Source organism: Nocardia barduliensis, from assembly GCF_013315795.1.
Classification (GTDB): Bacteria; Actinomycetota; Actinomycetes; order Mycobacteriales; family Mycobacteriaceae; genus Nocardia; species Nocardia barduliensis.
The window spans coordinates 29,533-45,655 of record NZ_JABLTE010000033.1; the positions used below are offsets into that span (position 1 = coordinate 29,533).

A 16,123-nucleotide genomic window follows, 5' to 3' on the forward strand; every position below is an offset into this window, starting at 1 on the left:
TGTGATTGCCGAACGTATGCTGCCATGCGGTTCGATCAGCTCCACATCCGCCCTGGGAGGAGGGCTGTGTCGCGTGCGAATCCCGTCGCCCGGGTCCGTCGCCGGACGCTGCTCGGGTCGGCGCTGGCCGCCCCGCTGCTGGCCAGTGGCGGCTGCGGCGCCGATGACGACGCGTTGACCTTCTTCTTCCAGGCCAGACCGGAAGAGGCGCGGGTCCGGCTGAAGATCATCGACGAGTTCCGGAAACTGCATCCGGACATCAGGATCCGCACCGTCATGTCCGGCCCGGACCCGTTGCAGCAGATGCTCACCTACTGTGCGGGCGGCAAGTGCCCGGACGTGCTGATGGCCTGGGAACTGCTGTACTCCGGGTTGGCCGAGCGGGGCGTGCTGCTGGATCTGAACACGCTGCTCGATCGCGATCCGCGGTACGCGGCCCAGCTCCGCGCCGACAGCTACCCGGCGCTGTACGACACCTTCGGCTACGCGGGCGGGCAGTACGCGTTACCCGAGCAGTGGTCCGGGGTGTTCCTGTACTACAACCGGGAACTGTTCGAAGCGGCCGGGATCACCCCGCCCGCGCGCTGGCGGGATGCCTGGTCCTTCGACGAGTTCCTGGCCGCCGCCACCGCCTTGACCAGGCACGACTCCTCCGGCCGGACGCGATGGGGCTTCGCCGACGCCTGGGTGCCGTACTTCTCGGCGGCCTGCTTCGGCATGAACAACGGCGCCGAGTGGTTCTCGCCCTCGGTGAATCCGACCAGGACCAACCTCGGCGATCCGCGGTTCGCCGAAGGGTTCCAGTTCTACGCCGACCTCGCCGTCCGTCATCGCGTGGCGCCGAAAGCCGCCGACACGCTCTCGGTTTCGGCGCCCGACCTGTTCCGGCGGGGCCGGGCGGCGATGGCGTTGGGCGGGCACTGGCTGTATTCCGAATTCGCCGGACACGACGACCTCGCCATCGACGTCACGGTGCTACCGGTCGGCCCGCGCGGCGGACCCGGCGCTATCACCGACGTCGGCAGCACCGGGCTGGCCATCGCCGCAGGCAGCCCCCGCGTCGAACAGGCATGGGAGTTCGTGAAGTTCGCGACCGGGCCGGTGGGACAGGCGATCATCGCCGCGTCCGGGCTGTTCGTGCCGGTGCTGAAATCGGCGATGAGTTCGCCGGGTTTCGCCGCGGCGCACCGTGAGATCCGCAATCTCGAGGTGTTCACCGACGGTCCGGCCAGTTCCCGGCCCCTGCCGGTGACTCCCGCCTGGGGGAAAGTGTCGGCCTTGCTCGAGCGCGGCTCCAACCGAGTGCTGCGCGGCGCCGCCACGGCCGCGTCCTTGGACGGGCGTTTCGCCGCCGACGTCGACGCACTGCTGGACACGCCATGACCCGGGCACGGCGGTCGCAAACCGCGAGCAAAGACCTCGGCGGCGTTTCGTCTCGCCTGGCCCGGCGGCGGGAGCGGGCCGGTTGGACATTCGTGGCACCCAACGTGGCGGCCGTCGCGATTTTCTTGTTGTTCCCGTTGGGCTTTTCGCTCTATTTGAGTTTTCATTCGTGGGACTTGTTCAGCCCCATGCGTTTTGTCGGTGCGGACAACTACCGGCGGCTGTTCACGTCCGATCCGTTATTCCTCATCGCCTTGCGCAACACGGCCGTTTTCACGGTGCTCACCTTGGTGCCCACCGTGACGATCGGACTCGCCGTGGCCGCCGCGCTGAATCGAAAGCTGGCCGGTATCGGGCTCTTTCGGACGATCGCGTTCCTGCCGCTGGTCGCGTCGGCGGTCGCCATGGCGGTGGTATGGCGGTTCCTGTTCACCGACGACGGGCTGCTGAACGTCGCGCTCGGCTGGATCGGCGTCGACGCGGTGCCCTGGCTCACCGATCCCGATTGGGCGTTGATCTCGCTCAGCATCGTCACCGTGTGGAAGAGCGTGCCCTTCGCGACGGTGATCCTCCTCGCCGCCATGCAGGGAGTGCCGGAGACGCTCTACGAGGCCGCGAAGATCGACGGGGCCGGGCCGCTGCGGCGGTTCTCCGCGATCACCGTGCCGTTGATCCGGGGGCCGCTGTCGTTCGTCTTCATCATCACGATCATCAACTCGGTACAGGCATTCGACCAGGCGTACGCGCTGACCGGCGCCAACGGCGGGCCGGAGACGGGAACCTACCTGCTGGGGATCATGCTGTTCCAGAACGCGTTCGGTTTCTACGAAGTCGGCTACGCCTCCGCGCTGGCCTGGGTGATCTTCGCTCTGCTGTTCGCGCTGACGCTGGTGCAGTTGCGGATGGCCCGGCGCGCGGAGGTGGAACAGTGAACACCTACGAGGTGGTGCGACGCGCGCTGCCGGTCCGGCGCGATCGCGCGGCTGCCGCGTCCGGCCGGGTCGACCGCGCGATCGTGCGGCGGGTGGTGCGCGGGACGGCGGTATACGCCGTGCTGGTCGGCATCGCGTGGTGTGCGCTCCTGCCGATCCTGTGGGCGGTGTCCGGTTCGCTGAAGCGGGACGGCGAGATCGCCGACGCCGCGTTCCTCCCGCAGCGGCCACAGTGGTCGAATTACGCGAAGGTCTTCGATCTGCTGCCCATGGGGCGGATGCTGCTCAACACCACGATCTACGCGCTGTGCGTCACGGCGGGACAGGTCTTCTTCTGCTCGCTGGCCGGTTACGCGTTCGCGCGCCTGCGTTTTCGCGGGCGCGACATGCTGTTCCTCGCCTACCTCGCGACGCTGATGGTGCCGTTGACGGTGACGGTGATCCCGCAGTTCCTGCTGATGCGGGCGTTCGGCTGGGTGGACACCCCGTGGGCGATGATCGTGCCCGGACTGTTCGGCAGCGCGTTCGGCACATACCTGATGCGGCAGTTCTTCCGCACGCTGCCCGCGGAATTGGAGGAGGCCGCCATCCTCGACGGCTGCTCCACCTGGCAGGTCTACTGGCGGGTTCTCCTGCCGCACACGCGCCCCGCCTTGATGGTGCTGGCCGTGCTCACCTGGATCACCGTGTGGAACGACTTCCTGTGGCCGCTGGTCATGATCCAGCGTGAGGACGTCGCCACCGCGACGCTGGGCCTGGTCCGGCTGCAGGGTCAGTACCACACGCAATGGCCGATTCTCATGGCCGCCGCGGTGGTCATCCTGCTTCCGCTGCTGGTGATCTACGCGATCGCCCAGCGGGCGTTCATCCGCGGCATCGCGATGTCGGGACTCGGCGGGCGCTGAGGGGTGCCGCGGGGCTCGGACCGGCCCCGCGGCAGATGACGGACGGGCGTTGTCGGCCGCGCGTCAGGCGCCCCAGTAGGTGCCGAAGCTCCACAGGTTGCCCTCCGGGTCGCGGACCGTGAAGCCGCGCGAGCCGTAGCCCTCGTCGCGCAGGCCACGGACCACCTCCGCGCCCGCGGCGGTGGCCCGGGCGAACAGGGCGTCCGGTTCCTCGCAGACCAGGTACACCGAGTCGGTGCCGGTCGGGCGGCTGCCGAACGGTCCGTCGTCCTTGCCCGCCGAGCCGAACATGACGCCGCCGCCCAGCGGCCAGCGCAGTTCCGCGTGCTCGACGATCGACGGATCGTCCTCCCTGGTGTAGAGCGCGGCCTCCCGGAAGCCGAACGCCTCGACCAGGAAGGTGGTCATGGCGCGGGCATCGCGGAAGGTCAGGGTGGGCCAGACGGCGGTGCGGGTGCTGGTTTCGGTCTGATTCGTCATGCCTTCATCGTCATCCGGCGAACTCGTCGGCGGCTTGGACGGATGGAACCTCCTCGGCCAGCCAGAGGCTGGGGCTCGCCCCGGCGAGGTCGGCGAAGTCACGATCCAGATGAGCCTGGTCGTAGTACCCGCACGCGGCGGCCACCTGGGCGATCGTGATGTAGGAGGGCGTGTGCGCGAGCATCCGGCGCGCCCGCTCGAAACGGGTGATGCGGGCGGCGAGCTTCGGGCTCAGACCGAACTCGCGATTGAACCGACGCGTCAGATGCTGCCTGCTCCACCCGATCTCCTCGGCCAGCGGGCCGATCGCGAGGCCGCCGCCCGAATCGACCACACTGCGCCACGCCCAGGTGAGTTCTGGACCGACCGACCGATCCGGATCGGCGAGCGCCGACAGCACCAGATCGCACGCGGCGAAACGGTCCGACCAGCTCGGCGCGTATTGCAAACGCTCCCACAGCTGGCGGCCCACGGGACCGACGACATCGGAGAATTCGACCGACGTATCCCACAGCGCCGCCGCGGGTATGCCGAACAAAGTGCGGCAACCGAGTGGCGTCAGCGCCACGGCCACACCCTCCTGGCGCCCGTCGTGCGCGATCAAGGCCGAACTCGCCTGTAAGCCGCTCAGCACGCACCGGTAGTTCTGTGGCGACTGGCGCGGATCGGTCTGCTCGACGACATCGATCGTGGGGCCGATCGCGACGATGAACGTCATGTGCCGCGAAGGCAGCCCGCGATGGATTCCCGCCGCGAACCCGGACATGCGATACCCGAGGTAGCGGTCGATGAACGCCGCGAGCGCTGGTGCCGGACGCGCCGTCACCACCTCCGTGGTCGGCTCCATACGAATCACGCTACGCCGGGCGGACGACATGATCAGTTCGCCACGTTGACGTGCTTGCGGATCGCCGATTCGTCCCCCGCCGAGTCGAGCAGGCAGGTGGCCAGATCCTCGCGCGTGATCCGGATGCCGAACAGCACGTTCCGCTCTACCGCGGCGCGATATGAGCCTTTCGCGGCGTTGTCGGTGAGCTGCGGTGCGCGGACGATGGTCCAGTCGAGCGCCGAATCGCGGACCGCCTGCTCCGCGGCGGCCATGTCGGCCAGGCTGTGGCGCAGCAGTGGCCGCAGGATGACCGGTTTCACCACGAAGCGGGTAACCAGTCGTCGCCGCGTCCGGCGACTCGGGCGCTGTTGCTGACCATGACGAGTCGCCGCACGCCCGCCGTCTCCATCCCCTTGGTGATGGACCGGGCGGCGTCGGCGCAGACCGAGGTGGGGCCTTCCTGACGCCGAGCCTGCGCCGGACGAACTCGCTCGCGGCTTGGCGCGCACTCTGGTTCGTGGGCTCGGCCAGTGCGCGGATGGTGCTTCGAGCTGACGCCTGTCCGGTCGGGATGGGGCCTCGGCACTCCACGCATCCGGGCGCGTTGGGTGCGAGCCGACGAGTGGTGACGGAAGGTTCGGCGGGAATCTCTCCGCCGGGGTCGATCGACGGTGAGTTGTACCACTACAGCGTGTAGTGGACTGGGGTCACCGGCCTGGATCCGGTTACCGTTACGCCTCCTAACGATTTCTGGAGGTGCGATGCGGCGGGTGCAGTACGAGCGCGGCGGTGGTCCCGAGGTGCTCGAGCTCGTCTCGGTCGAGGTCCCGACGCCCGGGCCGGGTGAGCTCCTGGTTCGGGTCGAGGCGGTCGGGGTGACCCTGCCGGTGGTGCGCAAGGTCCGTGAGCAGCGCGAACCGATCGCCTTGGGCGGCGAGGTCGCGGGCGAGGTGGTCGCGGTGGGCGAGGGCGTCGACCGGTACGCGCCCGGCTACCGGGTGACCGGCCTGGTGTTCGGTCACGGCTACGCCGAGTACGCCCTGCTCTCGGCGGCCATGGCCTCGCCGATCCCCGACGGAGCGTCGGCGGTCGACGCCGTCGCGCTGGTGCGCAGCGGCCTGGTGGCGCTCGGTGCGCTCGATGCCGCGTCTCCCCGGGAAGGCGAGTCCGCCTTGATCACCGCTGCCGCGAGCGGCGTGGGCCACCTCGCCGTCCAGCTGGCGCGGGTGCGCGGCGCGGCGCGGGTGGTCGGGGCGGTGTCGGATCTCGCCAAGGCCGAGTTCGTGCAAAAACTCGGAGCCGACGACGTAGTCGAATACGGCCAGCAGAGCTGGGGGCCTCCTTCCGACTACGTGCTCGACGCGGTCGGCGGCGACCTGCTTTCCCCCGCCCTCGCAGCGCTCGCGCCCGGCGGCCGGTTGGTCGCCTACAGCTCCGGCGGCGGCGCAATCCAGGCATACGACCTGCTCGTCGGTGCGAAATCGGTGATCGGCTTCCAGATGGCACGCGTCGCGCGAGACCAGCCCGACCGCTACGAGCATTGGCGCCAAGAGCTGTGGCAGTACTTCGCGTCCGGCCAGCTCTGCCCCGCCGTTCACGCCGAGTTCTCGCTCGAAGAGGCGGCCGCCGCCCACACCGCCATCGAGACCCGCGCCAACCGCGGCAAGGTGGTCCTCATCCCCTGAGGAAGGGGCGGCGAGTGGCATATGGTCGCGGCGAAGTCCGAGAGGACCTCCATGTGCCACTCGCGGGGGAGGGGAGCCGGTGCGCCGCGTAGACTCTGTTCCTCGTGAGTCTCACCCTCGGAATCGTCGGCCTGCCCAACGTCGGAAAGTCGACGCTGTTCAACGCGTTGACCAAGAACGACGTGCTCGCCGCGAACTACCCGTTCGCGACCATCGAGCCCAACGTCGGCGTGGTTCCGCTGCCCGACCCGCGGCTGAACAAGCTGGCCGAGATCTTCTCCTCTGAGCGGATCGTGCCCGCCACCGTGTCGTTCGTCGACATCGCCGGCATCGTGAAGGGCGCTTCCGAGGGCGCGGGCCTTGGCAACAAGTTCCTCGCCAACATCCGCGAGGCCGATGCCATCTGCCAGGTGGTGCGGGTGTTCGCCGACGACGACGTGGTGCACGTCGACGGTCGCGTCGACCCCGGCGCCGACATCGAGGTGATCGAGACCGAACTCATCCTCGCCGACCTGCAGACCCTGGAGAAGGCGGTCGTGCGGTTGGAGAAGGAAGCCAAGGTCAAGAAGGAGCGCAAGCCGGTCGCCGACGCCGCCAAGGCCGCGCAGGAGATCCTCAACGGTGGCACCACCCTGTTCGCGGCGGCCGACAAGGTGGACACCGAGCTGCTGAAGGAACTCTCGCTGCTCACCACCAAGCCCTTCCTCTACGTCTTCAACGCCGACGAGTCGGTGCTCACCGACGAAGCGAAGGTCGCCGAACTGAAAGCCTCCGTCGCCCCGGCCGACGCGGTCTTCCTCGACGCCAAGGTGGAAGCCGAACTCCTCGAACTCGACGAGGAATCCGCCATCGAACTCCTCGAATCCATCGGTCAAACCGAACCCGGCCTGCACGCCCTGGCCCGCGCCGGCTTCCACACCCTGGGCCTGCAGACCTACCTCACCGCGGGCCCGAAAGAAGCCCGCGCCTGGACCATTCACCAGGGCGACACCGCCCCCAAGGCCGCGGGCGTCATCCACACCGACTTCGAACGCGGCTTCATCAAGGCCGAAGTCGTCGCCTACAACGACCTGGTCGAAGCGGGATCCATGGCCGCCGCCAAAGCCGCGGGCAAGGTGCGCATGGAGGGCAAGGACTATGTCATGGCGGATGGGGACGTGGTCGAGTTCCGCTTCAACGTATAGCGTCTGCGAAGAAGTAGGGCAGCGCGTGTATCGCTACTGGTAGAGACTCTGCCGAGCCCCCATCCCGGTCTCCGGGTGGGGGCTCAGTCGTTCCGCCGGCGTTGCGCGCTGGCCGGTTCGGTCAGCGCGGTATGCGGCATGAGCGTGGGTTGCTGACCTATGTGGCGTCCGGGCAGCACCCTTCCCCCGGACAGCCAGCGAATGTGTGCACCGAGATCGCGGGGCAGGTTCAGCCGCTCGACGGGGCATGGATGGACTCAGACATGGAGGGTTGGCCGGTAGATGAGCTCGGCGTTCTACCGAGCATTGTGCCTGTATGGTTCGGTGACCAATCCGGGGAGGACTACCGCATGGCGCAGCTTCAGCATCGGATCGACGAAATGACCGATGACTCGGGATTCCTCGGTCTTGTCGACCCACACGCGTACACGTCGTTCGTGGGCGAAGACTGGACCTTGGAGATGCTGTTCGAGCGCGTCGAGTCAGAGATGCGGCGGCGGACGATGCTGCTCTGGGGAACCGGCGGCGAGGAGCGATGGCGGATCGACCTTTCGGATTCGCCGGTAGATCCGCGGCTGCCGATCATCAGGCAAATCGCCGGCCCCATCACCGTGACGCGCGGTGAGCTGGTCGTCGTCAATTTGGACACGGTCACCATGGCTGCCCAGTTCGCGGACTCCGCCGTGGACGACGACAAGGACATGTACGGGTCCAGTATCGAACTCCCGAACGGCGATTACATCTGCACCATCAGTCAACTCACCGATCCCGAGGAGGATCGGACACATGAAGGCCCCGACTTCCACCTCCAGTTGCTGGCTGGACGAACCTCACCATGGTTCGGGGTCGCATGGTCCGAACTATGACGCTCCGACGGAACGCACGGCATTCGGCAGATCAGTGCGTTCGGCTGTCTGAGATACCCTGAGTCCTTTGATCTTCGGGACCGCGGCGTGGCCGCTTCAGGCCGCGCGCCACGCGGCATGTGCGAATATTGTCTTCCACCATCTCAGCGGTGTCGCAAGTGCGATCAGTATCGAAAGCGGGCCTCGCCCCCGTTGATGCGCACGAGAATTTCCGTCAGTGGCGGACCGCCGTCGATCGGCACGAGGCTAAGCCCCAGCGCCTGTATCGCCTCATCCGCTTCCACAGCCGCCTCCGAGTCACCGCGCCGCCAAGCGTCGCGAGAAGCCGCAAACAACGGCTGGAGATTTGCCCATCCGGGTCCAGGCTCGAACACGCAGTCTGTCCAGAACATGTCGACGGAGTCCTGGGTCAAGACGCCGATGACTTCGTCTGCCTGCACAAGCCGCCAACTAGGGTCGGTCATCACTCTTCTCTTCGCTCGATTGTCCACTCTGAGCACTCATAACCCGGTTACACAACATGCTCGAGACCCGCACCATACTCAACTCGGCATCAGCGCGCACTTGAGTCCACTAGAGCCAGCTAAGTGGTGCGGCTGGAGGCGCGGACTCGGGTCGGTGTCGCCTTGGTCGTATCGGGTTGCGCAGGAATTATTCGGCTTCGGAACTCGACCCCCTCGACATCGAATATCTGCACGTCGAACCTCCTGTTCAGAGTTGAACTCACGTTCCGAAGCCGAACAACCTCCGCACGGACTCAAGGTTCCACCCGCCGCTTGGCAACATCTCGGACCCCCGGCTACATCACCAAGCTGGCTCCAGTGAACTCGAGTGCGCGCTCATGCCGATGAGCGTGCATACGATCTACGGCATTACGCTGGGCCGGTGATGGTTGGCTCGATGTTCTCCTGCTCCTCCTGTGCCGAATTGCACGACGGGCCTCCCCTCAGCTATGGCACCCTCGCGCCCGTCTACTGGAACGCCGACTTCGCGGATCAGCAGGGCAGCGTGCTGGAGGAAGAACAATGCGTGATCGCCGGGGAGCACTTCTTCGTGCGGGCGCGTCTGGTGCTCCCGATCACAGATACTGATGGTGAATTCGACTGGGGTGTCTGGGTATCGCTGAGCGAGGCCAGCTTCCACCGCATGTCAGCATTGTGGGACAACCCCGAGAGGGTCGAGGAGTCGCCATATTTCGGGTGGTTGTCCACAGCGCTTCCCCTGTATGAGCCGACCACGGTGAACCTCAAGACCAAGCTGCACACTCAGCCCCTCGGCGACCGCCCACTGGTGGAGTTGGAGCCCACCGATCATCCGCTCGCCGTTGAACAGCAAGCGGGGATTACTATGGCCCGAGTTCAGTGGTTTGCTGAGCAACTGTTACACGCCGGCCCACGGGTCGACTGAGCCGCAGACATCCGCTCATCCGCATACCGTGCTAACCGAACCAACCATCGCACGGCGTCAACCAAACGACTGGGGCTCCACCCGGACACCGGATGGAGGCTCAGAAGAATGTCTACCAGCAGCGATCCCCGCGCCGCCCTACTTCTTCCCAGACGCTAATCCGCTACCGAACTCGACCGTTCCGCGTCGGGCGAAAGCGGTTCGCTGCCGGGAGGGTAGATCGGCTCCGGGCGAGTTCCGAACAAGTAGTCGCGGAAGGCTCTCAGGTACTCGTCCAGGTCCCGTTGATCGGCGAACCTGGTTTCGGTCGGGTCGAACCATTCGTCTGGTGTCGGGTGCCACGCGATCATGTAGTCGAGGGCTTCGCGCACCATGTCCCCGTAGGTCGGGTCCGTGGCGGAGGCGGCGCGCAGCGCTGGGGCGCTCAGCCGCATTCCGCGGCCGTTCTCGGCGCGGTGCATGTTCACCAGCGGCCACAGCAGGCCATCGATATGCGGGATTTCGTCCCACCACGTGGTCTTCGTGCGCAGAGTCTCGCTGGCCCGCGCTCGGCGGCGTAATGCCGTGAGGGGTGTCGGGTAGTTGGAGGGCGCGCCTCTTCGGTCGAGGCCGCGGGTCGGCCCGATTCCGAGGTTCACGGGTGGATACCACACGCCGCGCCACACCGGGACGCCGAGATAGCCATTCACCGGCAGTGGCTCGGCCAGTGAGATGTCGACCGTGATTCGGCGCACGGGTGGCAACGGTCCGTCGGGGACCAGATCCGCCACCATCGACAAGCAATCCGGTACGTCGAATCCAGTCACGCCGACGCCCTGCCAGAACCGAGCGTCGGAGCACTCCTGTCGGTCGAATTCGATCCAGTACCGTCGCGGCGTGGTCATCCGCGATTTCCTTCCATCGCCATCAATGTCGAACGCTGACCCGATGATCCCAGAGTTGATCAACGCCTACCACTCGATAATCGGCATGAGAGCGCGTGGACGGGGCTGGCGGCGAACGAACCGCTGAGTTGCCGTCCAACCTCTGCCTTCGATTTCGGCGGCGCGTGTCAGGCGCGCTCACGTTCTTTCTGTTGCCGCATGAGTTCCTCGATGGCGGTGGGCAGGGTTGTCTCGAAGTCGATCAGCTTGGCCCAGGTCGGCTTCACCACGACCCGCACCATGCCGTCGTAGAGCGACCGCACGCCTTCCTCCCACTCGGCCCGTTGCTCGGGCGTCATCTCGTAAGTGCCGTTCCACTGGAAGTACTCCTCCGGGATGCCGTCGACGACATCCAGCTCCGCTCGGCCGCGGATGAGTAGGACCTTCGGCGGGTGCGACTCGGTGTCGATCGTCAGCGCGACCGCGGGATTGCGGCGCAACGCCGGGAGTTTCCGCGCGTTCGTCGCGGTGCACATGACGATTTCCGTGCCGTTCCAGACAATCCCGATCGGGATCGACCGCGGGGTGCCGTCCAGCGCGATGAAGGCCAGTCTGGCCAGGTCACGGGCCAGTAGTTCCTGGCTGAGTGGGCGGTTCAGTACCTCGTCGATGGCGTGCTGGTCCATGATTCGAGCTCCTCGGTTGTGGCAGCGGCGGGCGCTGGACCCGACACCGTGATGTCGGTGCCGTCGATGTGCGGGCGGTCGGAATCCTTCGGTCTCGCGCGCAAGCGTCTCAGGAACCGACGAGGTAGCCATCCGAAATTCATCGGTGCAGCCGAAATCGGTACACGCTCCTGCGAACGCCTCGAACTCGGCATGAGCGCGCACTCGGGTCCACCAGAGCCAGCTTGGTGAGGTGGCTGGAGCAGATGTTGCCGCAAGGAGCCACCGGCGGTTGACGCCTGCGCCTGGTGCAGCCGGTTCGCGCCGCGCCGCGGTGGTCGTTGCGAGATAGGATGTAGCCGCAAGGTTTCGGCTCCGGTAATCGTGTTCAGTAAAGGGAGTCCGAGCGGATGGATCGCCGGAACAAGGGGATCAGCCGGCGCAGTGTGCTGATGGCGGCTGGAACGTCGATCACACTCACCGCAATGGCGCAGCCGACGCAGGCGGTGACGATCACACGGCAAGTGTCCGCCAGCCCCGATGAGCCCGGGAAGCGGGCGGACCTGGCCGAACAAGCGATCGTGCAGCGGCACGTGCGCACGCTATGGGACCAGCCGCACGCGCGGCTGGGCACGCTCGTCTGGCCTGCGTCCTTGCTGGACCAGTCGTTCATGTCGTGGTGTTACTGGTGGCAAGCCCACCTTCTCGACTGTGCCGTGGACGCCGCGTACCGCGCCCGCACGCCCGAACGCTTTGATCGGGTCGTCGCCCTCGCACGCGGTATCCGGACCCGCAATCTCACCGGCTGGACCAACCGGTACTACGACGATATGGCGTGGCTGGTGCTGGCGCTCGAACGCGCCGACCGGCTGCTCGGTATTCGGTTCGGCGACGCTGTCGGCGAGCTGCGGGCCGACTTGATCGACGGCTGGAACCCGGTCGTCGGCGCGGTGCCGTGGCGGTCCGGCGACGAGTACTACAACACCCCCGCGATCGGCCCGACCGGTATCGCTATGGCGCGTTTGGGCGAGCTGGCCCGCGCCGGACAACTCGCCGATTTCCTGTACACCCGATTGCGCGACACCGATAGCGGACTGATCCTCGACGGTGTCCATGAGCCCGGCGGACGAGTAGAGCGGACCGTCCACACCTATTGCCAGGGCGTTGCCATCGGGCTGGAAACCGAACTGGCGGTGCGTACCGGCGAGGCGGGCCCGCGCAGGCGCGTGGCAGCCCTCGTCGCCGCGGTCGCGGACGGGCTCACGGACGCGGGGGTGATCGCCGCGGCCGCCGGGGACGACTCCGGACTGTTCATGGGTATCCTCGCCAGATATCTCGCGGAAGCCGCACTGTCTCTGGGCGACACAACCGCCGCGGACATCGTGCACGCTTCCGCGCGAGCGGCCTGGAAACACCGTGCCGAGGTGGACGGGCTACCGCTGTTCGGTGTGGACTGGACCCGCCCGGTCACGGTGCCGGAACATCCGGGAACTTTTCCCCAGCTCATGCACTCCTCCGCCGCTTCGTCGGCGAACTTCAGCCGCGATCTCTCGGTACAGCTGAGCGGGTGGATGCTGCTCGAAGCGGACTACCGGCTCACCGCCGCGGGACGCTGAGCGCACGGCGGGTCGGTCAGTGCAGTGCGAAGTAATATCGAGACAGTCCATTCCAGACGGAGGGGGAGGAAGACCGTGGCTGGATGGTGGAACAGGTTGTTCCGCAGAGGTTCTGGATACGTTCTGCCCGGCTACACCGAAGAGGAGATGGCTTGGATCAGAGCTCAGTTCGATGAGTTCAACCTCGCCGCGCGGCAGGCCGAGGCCGAACTGCGGGCCAACCCCTACCATCCCGACCCGAGCGACAATCCAGCCATCGAATCAGCCCTTCGTGCCACGCGGCCGGAAGCGTGGCAGCGATTGTGGTCCGCCGTCGATGAAGTCCTCGCCGAGGAGCCGGAGTCCTACGGGATCAGAAAATTCGAGAACTCTGACGGCTCTCTGTCGATGCCCTATGTCGTTTACAGCGACGCGGTCGTTCGAATGACCGAAGCCCTGTACAGCGTCGGTTGTATGGTGCGCTTCCCGTCTATGAAATGGGACGTCAAAAGTGCTTACCCGGGCGGTCTGGGCCTGGATACCGCACCGGTCGCCGATGCCGCTCGCGTTGTCACCGCCGTGCTCTGTGCCGAGCGCTTCAGTGATGGCACAATCCTGGCCGCGCTGAACGACGGCACCCTGGCGTCCGCTCTGCAACGGCTGCGGACCTGGTGCGAGCAGCAAGCGAACAATTGAATCGAGGTTCCGAAGGGTCGCGTACCTGAGCGGCGGAGGGATTGACACTGACCTTACGTCAGGGTTGCAGTCTTGTCGTATGACGAACGACATCACTTCCTCGACTCGGCACACTCCGCCGATCGGACGGTTCCAGGAGATCGGCGGCCGCCGTGTTTTCGTGCACCGGTCGGGCAGCGGCGGACCGGCCGTCGTGTTCCTGCCAGGCGCGAGCGCGGTCGGACTCGACTACTTCGGTGTGCAGCAACAGGTTTCGCAATTCACCACCGCTGTGGTCTATGACCGCGGCGGCACGGGTTACAGCGATCCTCTCCCGCTGCCGCGCACCGCCGCCGACGTCGCCACGGAACTGCGGGAACTGCTGCGCGCCCAGAACATCACCGCCCCTTACGTTCTCGCGGCACACTCCCTCGGCGGCTTCTACGCGCATCGGTTCGCGCAGTTGTACTCGCAGGACGTGGCGGGACTGGTCTGGTTGGACGCCCTCCACCGCGACTGGGACGACTTCATGCCGCCCTCGGCGAGTCTGGCCGCGGCCGAGCGGATGGCATCCGATCCCGAGCAGCTCCGACAGATGCGCCCGGCCCTGCGCGAGATGCGTGCCGAGTTGCTCGCGGACTACCCGGAGCACATACGGCAACCACTGATCGATGCCAAGCTGAGCGACGAGTGGATGCGGGTCGGCATCACCGAGCGTGCCGCCTTGACCGATCTGGCCACCGAACTGCGAGCGGGACCGAGCATTCCTGACGTTCCGGTGGTCGCGCTCACCGTGGTGGGCAACGACCCTGCCCAGCAGGCGCAGTCCGCGCAGGAAATGAACCACGCCAAGACGAAAATGGACGCGGCCCTGGTGAGCGGGGTCTCGCAGGGGGAACAACGCATTCTCTCCGACACCCTCCACCACCGGCTCTGCTTCGACCGCCCCGATGCCGTGGTCCAGGCGATCCGCGATGTCGTGGACCGGGCGGCGCGCCCCTAGACTCGGCACGACCATGCCCGACGACGACAGGGGAACGGTGCTGACCATCGGCCGGCTCGCGGCGACCGCAGGCGTGACCGTCCGCACCGTTCGCCACTACCACCACGTGGGCCTGCTGCCCGAGCCCGAGCGTGATGCCTCCGGCTACCGCCGCTACAGCGCGCAAGCCGCGGTGGACCTCATCCGGATCAGGACCCTCGCCGACGCCGGTATTCCGCTGGCCCGCATCGACGCGCTGCTGCACGCCCAGCCGACCGAATTCGCCGCGGCCATCATCGACATCGACGCCGAATTGCAGCGCAAGATCGACCAGCTCACCGAATTCCGCAGCCGCATCGCCGATTTGGCAAGCGGTGAAAGTCTTGTCCTGCCCCCGGAGGTGGTCGCCATCCTTAACCGGATGCGCGGTCTCGGCGTCAGCGAACGGCGGGTACGACTCGAGCGCGACTCGTGGATCCTGCTGCAAGCTCTGGACCCGCGCTCCATGCCGCAGCGGATCAGGGACAAGACCGCGGGCCTCGACGACTCCGAGACGATGCGCCTGTATCTCGCCTGCGATCAATCAGTCGACTGGGATCCCGACGATCCACGCCTGGACCGGCTCATCGAAGACCTGGACGCATGGGAGATCGCACACGAACGAAACGGCGGTCGACCGGAGAGCCTGCGGCTGATCTCTTCCCGGATCTCCGAGGCGTCACCGGCGTGGCAACGAATCATCGATGCGCTCGCCCACCGCGCCGAGCGGCGCCGAACCGCAGGGCAGCTCGGCTGAAGCCAGCTACTTCGAGGCCGCGCGGGATGGCTCGGATCGGGTGTTGCCGGTGCGCCGCACTACCACCGCGCACAGCGCGAGGGAGCGGAGGAATCACACCGCAGCGAGTGCGGTACTTCGCCGTCGCCTCCATTCCTAGACCGTGCGACGTGCCGTGGCGAGCGGCTGAAGATCGTAGGAGCGGCGATACAGTACGTGAGGCAGGGCGTTCCATCCTGCGGGCGGCGCGAAACCGGCTCATTCCCGGCGAGCATCTTGCCGCTGGACCTGAGCTCGTGTCGTCACGATGTTGCACTGGTTTTCGGCAGCACCTTTTTCCAGCCATTTTCACTGGGTCACTCCACTACGAAAGGACTGGGCAAATGGAAACCGAGATTCACGCGAACAAAGGTTGGCAGCACATCGGTAAAATACCTGAGGCGGGGAACCTGTACGCCGATGGCAGTTGGTCCTTCAACAGCAATAGCGGTGAAGCGTGCACGTGCAAATCCGACGGTACGGGACTGCAGGGGAACTATTATGTCCAGGAGATACGCAAGGGAGACCCCAAGTATCCCTACAGCGGAGACGAGGCCCGGGTCGGCCAGGTGATCTATCGCGTAGGGGAACAAGGCCTGCCGGAGGCCTTGGATCTTCGACGCCATTTCGCAGGTGGCGAGGACGTGTGGATGAGGATCAACGACTTGGACAGCGGCCTCGGCGACAACAAGGGTTCCCTGAAGCTCCGGTTCTGCAGTGCCCGTGAATCTGCGGAATACAACCAGCGGATGACCCTCACGAACTCCTACGGAGATCCCATCGGCACCCGATACACACGGAATGCGGCGGGCGGATACGATAAAGTGAGATGATCTTCGCGCGATAAATGCGCGACCG

General features: G+C 66.4%; 18 protein-coding genes. 12 read left to right on the forward strand and 6 right to left on the reverse strand.

The window, feature by feature from the left end:
* The first annotated feature begins 66 nt into the window (after window positions 1-66).
* The 3 genes from HOV91_RS16250 to HOV91_RS16260 are packed head-to-tail and all read left to right on the forward strand — an operon-like array spanning window position 67 to window position 3,220.
* Window positions 67-1,383 carry an ABC transporter substrate-binding protein gene (locus HOV91_RS16250; protein ID WP_312884643.1) on the forward strand — a complete coding sequence of 439 codons (1,317 nt, stop codon included), beginning with the start codon at window positions 67-69 and terminating at the stop codon, window positions 1,381-1,383.
* Between the two features lie 56 nt (window positions 1,384-1,439).
* Complete coding sequence (locus HOV91_RS16255) at window positions 1,440-2,315, forward strand: carbohydrate ABC transporter permease (RefSeq protein WP_438822672.1); 876 nt, start codon at window positions 1,440-1,442, stop codon at window positions 2,313-2,315.
* A 26-nt stretch (window positions 2,316-2,341) separates the two neighbouring features.
* Window positions 2,342-3,220: a carbohydrate ABC transporter permease gene (locus HOV91_RS16260; protein ID WP_217440557.1), complete on the forward strand. Its 879-nt coding sequence runs from the start codon at window positions 2,342-2,344 to the stop codon at window positions 3,218-3,220.
* Between the two features lie 63 nt (window positions 3,221-3,283).
* Here the strand turns inward: HOV91_RS16260 and HOV91_RS16265 are convergent, their stop codons facing one another.
* Genes HOV91_RS16265 through HOV91_RS16275 form a run of 3 tightly spaced genes read right to left on the reverse strand, consistent with a single transcriptional unit; the run spans window position 3,284 to window position 4,849 of the window.
* Window positions 3,284-3,700 (reverse strand): VOC family protein, encoded by a 417-nt coding sequence (locus tag HOV91_RS16265; protein WP_174186236.1) that lies wholly within the window; start codon window positions 3,698-3,700, stop codon window positions 3,284-3,286.
* A 10-nt stretch (window positions 3,701-3,710) separates the two neighbouring features.
* Complete coding sequence (locus HOV91_RS16270; protein WP_174186237.1) at window positions 3,711-4,547, reverse strand: AraC family transcriptional regulator; 837 nt, start codon at window positions 4,545-4,547, stop codon at window positions 3,711-3,713.
* Between the two features lie 32 nt (window positions 4,548-4,579).
* On the reverse strand, window positions 4,580-4,849 hold the full coding sequence (locus HOV91_RS16275; protein WP_174186238.1) for an NAD(P)H-binding protein: 270 nt from the start codon (window positions 4,847-4,849) through the stop codon (window positions 4,580-4,582).
* Between the two features lie 441 nt (window positions 4,850-5,290).
* Between HOV91_RS16275 and HOV91_RS16280 the strand changes: the two genes are divergently transcribed.
* The 3 genes from HOV91_RS16280 to HOV91_RS16290 all read left to right on the forward strand — a co-directional run bounded on the left by HOV91_RS16280 (window position 5,291) and on the right by HOV91_RS16290 (window position 8,264).
* Complete coding sequence (locus HOV91_RS16280; protein WP_174186239.1) at window positions 5,291-6,214, forward strand: quinone oxidoreductase family protein; 924 nt, start codon at window positions 5,291-5,293, stop codon at window positions 6,212-6,214.
* A gap of 104 nt (window positions 6,215-6,318) precedes the next feature.
* A complete protein-coding gene (gene ychF, locus HOV91_RS16285) occupies window positions 6,319-7,398 on the forward strand; it encodes a redox-regulated ATPase YchF (RefSeq protein ID WP_174186240.1) in 1,080 nt (359 codons plus the stop codon).
* A 149-nt stretch (window positions 7,399-7,547) separates the two neighbouring features.
* Window positions 7,548-8,264 carry a hypothetical protein gene (locus tag HOV91_RS16290; RefSeq protein WP_174186241.1) on the forward strand — a complete coding sequence of 239 codons (717 nt, stop codon included), beginning with the start codon at window positions 7,548-7,550 and terminating at the stop codon, window positions 8,262-8,264.
* Window positions 8,265-8,428: 164 nt separating this feature from the next.
* On the opposite strand, the gene HOV91_RS16295 is transcribed toward HOV91_RS16290, so the two are convergent.
* Window positions 8,429-8,728: a hypothetical protein gene (locus HOV91_RS16295; RefSeq protein ID WP_174186242.1), complete on the reverse strand. Its 300-nt coding sequence runs from the start codon at window positions 8,726-8,728 to the stop codon at window positions 8,429-8,431.
* A 424-nt stretch (window positions 8,729-9,152) separates the two neighbouring features.
* Here HOV91_RS16295 and HOV91_RS16300 point away from each other — a divergent pair, with 424 nt between their 5' ends.
* Complete coding sequence (locus HOV91_RS16300) at window positions 9,153-9,671, forward strand: DUF2199 domain-containing protein (RefSeq protein ID WP_174186279.1); 519 nt, start codon at window positions 9,153-9,155, stop codon at window positions 9,669-9,671.
* Between the two features lie 155 nt (window positions 9,672-9,826).
* On the opposite strand, the gene HOV91_RS16305 is transcribed toward HOV91_RS16300, so the two are convergent.
* Together HOV91_RS16305 and HOV91_RS16310 are read right to left on the reverse strand one after the other, a co-directional pair.
* On the reverse strand, window positions 9,827-10,555 hold the full coding sequence (locus tag HOV91_RS16305; protein WP_174186243.1) for a hypothetical protein: 729 nt from the start codon (window positions 10,553-10,555) through the stop codon (window positions 9,827-9,829).
* A 167-nt stretch (window positions 10,556-10,722) separates the two neighbouring features.
* Window positions 10,723-11,220: a pyridoxamine 5'-phosphate oxidase family protein gene (locus HOV91_RS16310; RefSeq protein WP_174186244.1), complete on the reverse strand. Its 498-nt coding sequence runs from the start codon at window positions 11,218-11,220 to the stop codon at window positions 10,723-10,725.
* 464 nt (window positions 11,221-11,684) lie between these two features.
* Between HOV91_RS16310 and HOV91_RS16315 the strand changes: the two genes are divergently transcribed.
* The 5 genes from HOV91_RS16315 to HOV91_RS16335 all read left to right on the forward strand — a co-directional run bounded on the left by HOV91_RS16315 (window position 11,685) and on the right by HOV91_RS16335 (window position 16,098).
* Window positions 11,685-12,815, forward strand: coding sequence for a glycoside hydrolase family 76 protein (locus HOV91_RS16315; protein ID WP_312884645.1), 1,131 nt, complete (start codon window positions 11,685-11,687; stop codon window positions 12,813-12,815).
* 75 nt (window positions 12,816-12,890) lie between these two features.
* Window positions 12,891-13,490, forward strand: coding sequence for a DUF6508 domain-containing protein (locus tag HOV91_RS16320; RefSeq protein ID WP_174186246.1), 600 nt, complete (start codon window positions 12,891-12,893; stop codon window positions 13,488-13,490).
* A gap of 79 nt (window positions 13,491-13,569) precedes the next feature.
* A complete protein-coding gene (locus tag HOV91_RS16325; RefSeq protein WP_174186247.1) occupies window positions 13,570-14,472 on the forward strand; it encodes an alpha/beta fold hydrolase in 903 nt (300 codons plus the stop codon).
* 13 nt (window positions 14,473-14,485) lie between these two features.
* Window positions 14,486-15,247, forward strand: a complete 762-nt coding sequence (locus tag HOV91_RS16330) for a MerR family transcriptional regulator (protein WP_217440539.1) — start codon at window positions 14,486-14,488, stop codon at window positions 15,245-15,247.
* Window positions 15,248-15,609: 362 nt separating this feature from the next.
* Window positions 15,610-16,098, forward strand: coding sequence for a hypothetical protein (locus HOV91_RS16335; protein WP_174186248.1), 489 nt, complete (start codon window positions 15,610-15,612; stop codon window positions 16,096-16,098).
* The last annotated feature ends 25 nt before the right edge of the window (window positions 16,099-16,123 follow it).

Bases quoted from the DNA above. Each gene is read 5' to 3' on its own strand.
- HOV91_RS16295 (WP_174186242.1), bottom strand. From the start codon at position 8,728: ATGACCGACCCTAGTTGGCGGCTTGTGCAGGCAGACGAAGTCATCGGC.
- HOV91_RS16270 (WP_174186237.1), bottom strand. From the start codon at position 4,547: ATGGAGCCGACCACGGAGGTGGTGACGGCGCGTCCGGCACCAGCGCTC.
- HOV91_RS16300 (WP_174186279.1), top strand. From the start codon at position 9,153: ATGGTTGGCTCGATGTTCTCCTGCTCCTCCTGTGCCGAATTGCACGAC.
- HOV91_RS16265 (WP_174186236.1), bottom strand. From the start codon at position 3,700: ATGACGAATCAGACCGAAACCAGCACCCGCACCGCCGTCTGGCCCACC.
- HOV91_RS16335 (WP_174186248.1), top strand. From the start codon at position 15,610: ATGGAAACCGAGATTCACGCGAACAAAGGTTGGCAGCACATCGGTAAA.
- HOV91_RS16330 (WP_217440539.1), top strand. From the start codon at position 14,486: ATGCCCGACGACGACAGGGGAACGGTGCTGACCATCGGCCGGCTCGCG.
- HOV91_RS16305 (WP_174186243.1), bottom strand. From the start codon at position 10,555: ATGACCACGCCGCGACGGTACTGGATCGAATTCGACCGACAGGAGTGC.
- HOV91_RS16310 (WP_174186244.1), bottom strand. From the start codon at position 11,220: ATGGACCAGCACGCCATCGACGAGGTACTGAACCGCCCACTCAGCCAG.
- HOV91_RS16280 (WP_174186239.1), top strand. From the start codon at position 5,291: ATGCGGCGGGTGCAGTACGAGCGCGGCGGTGGTCCCGAGGTGCTCGAG.
- HOV91_RS16315 (WP_312884645.1), top strand. From the start codon at position 11,685: ATGGCGCAGCCGACGCAGGCGGTGACGATCACACGGCAAGTGTCCGCC.
- HOV91_RS16325 (WP_174186247.1), top strand. From the start codon at position 13,570: ATGACGAACGACATCACTTCCTCGACTCGGCACACTCCGCCGATCGGA.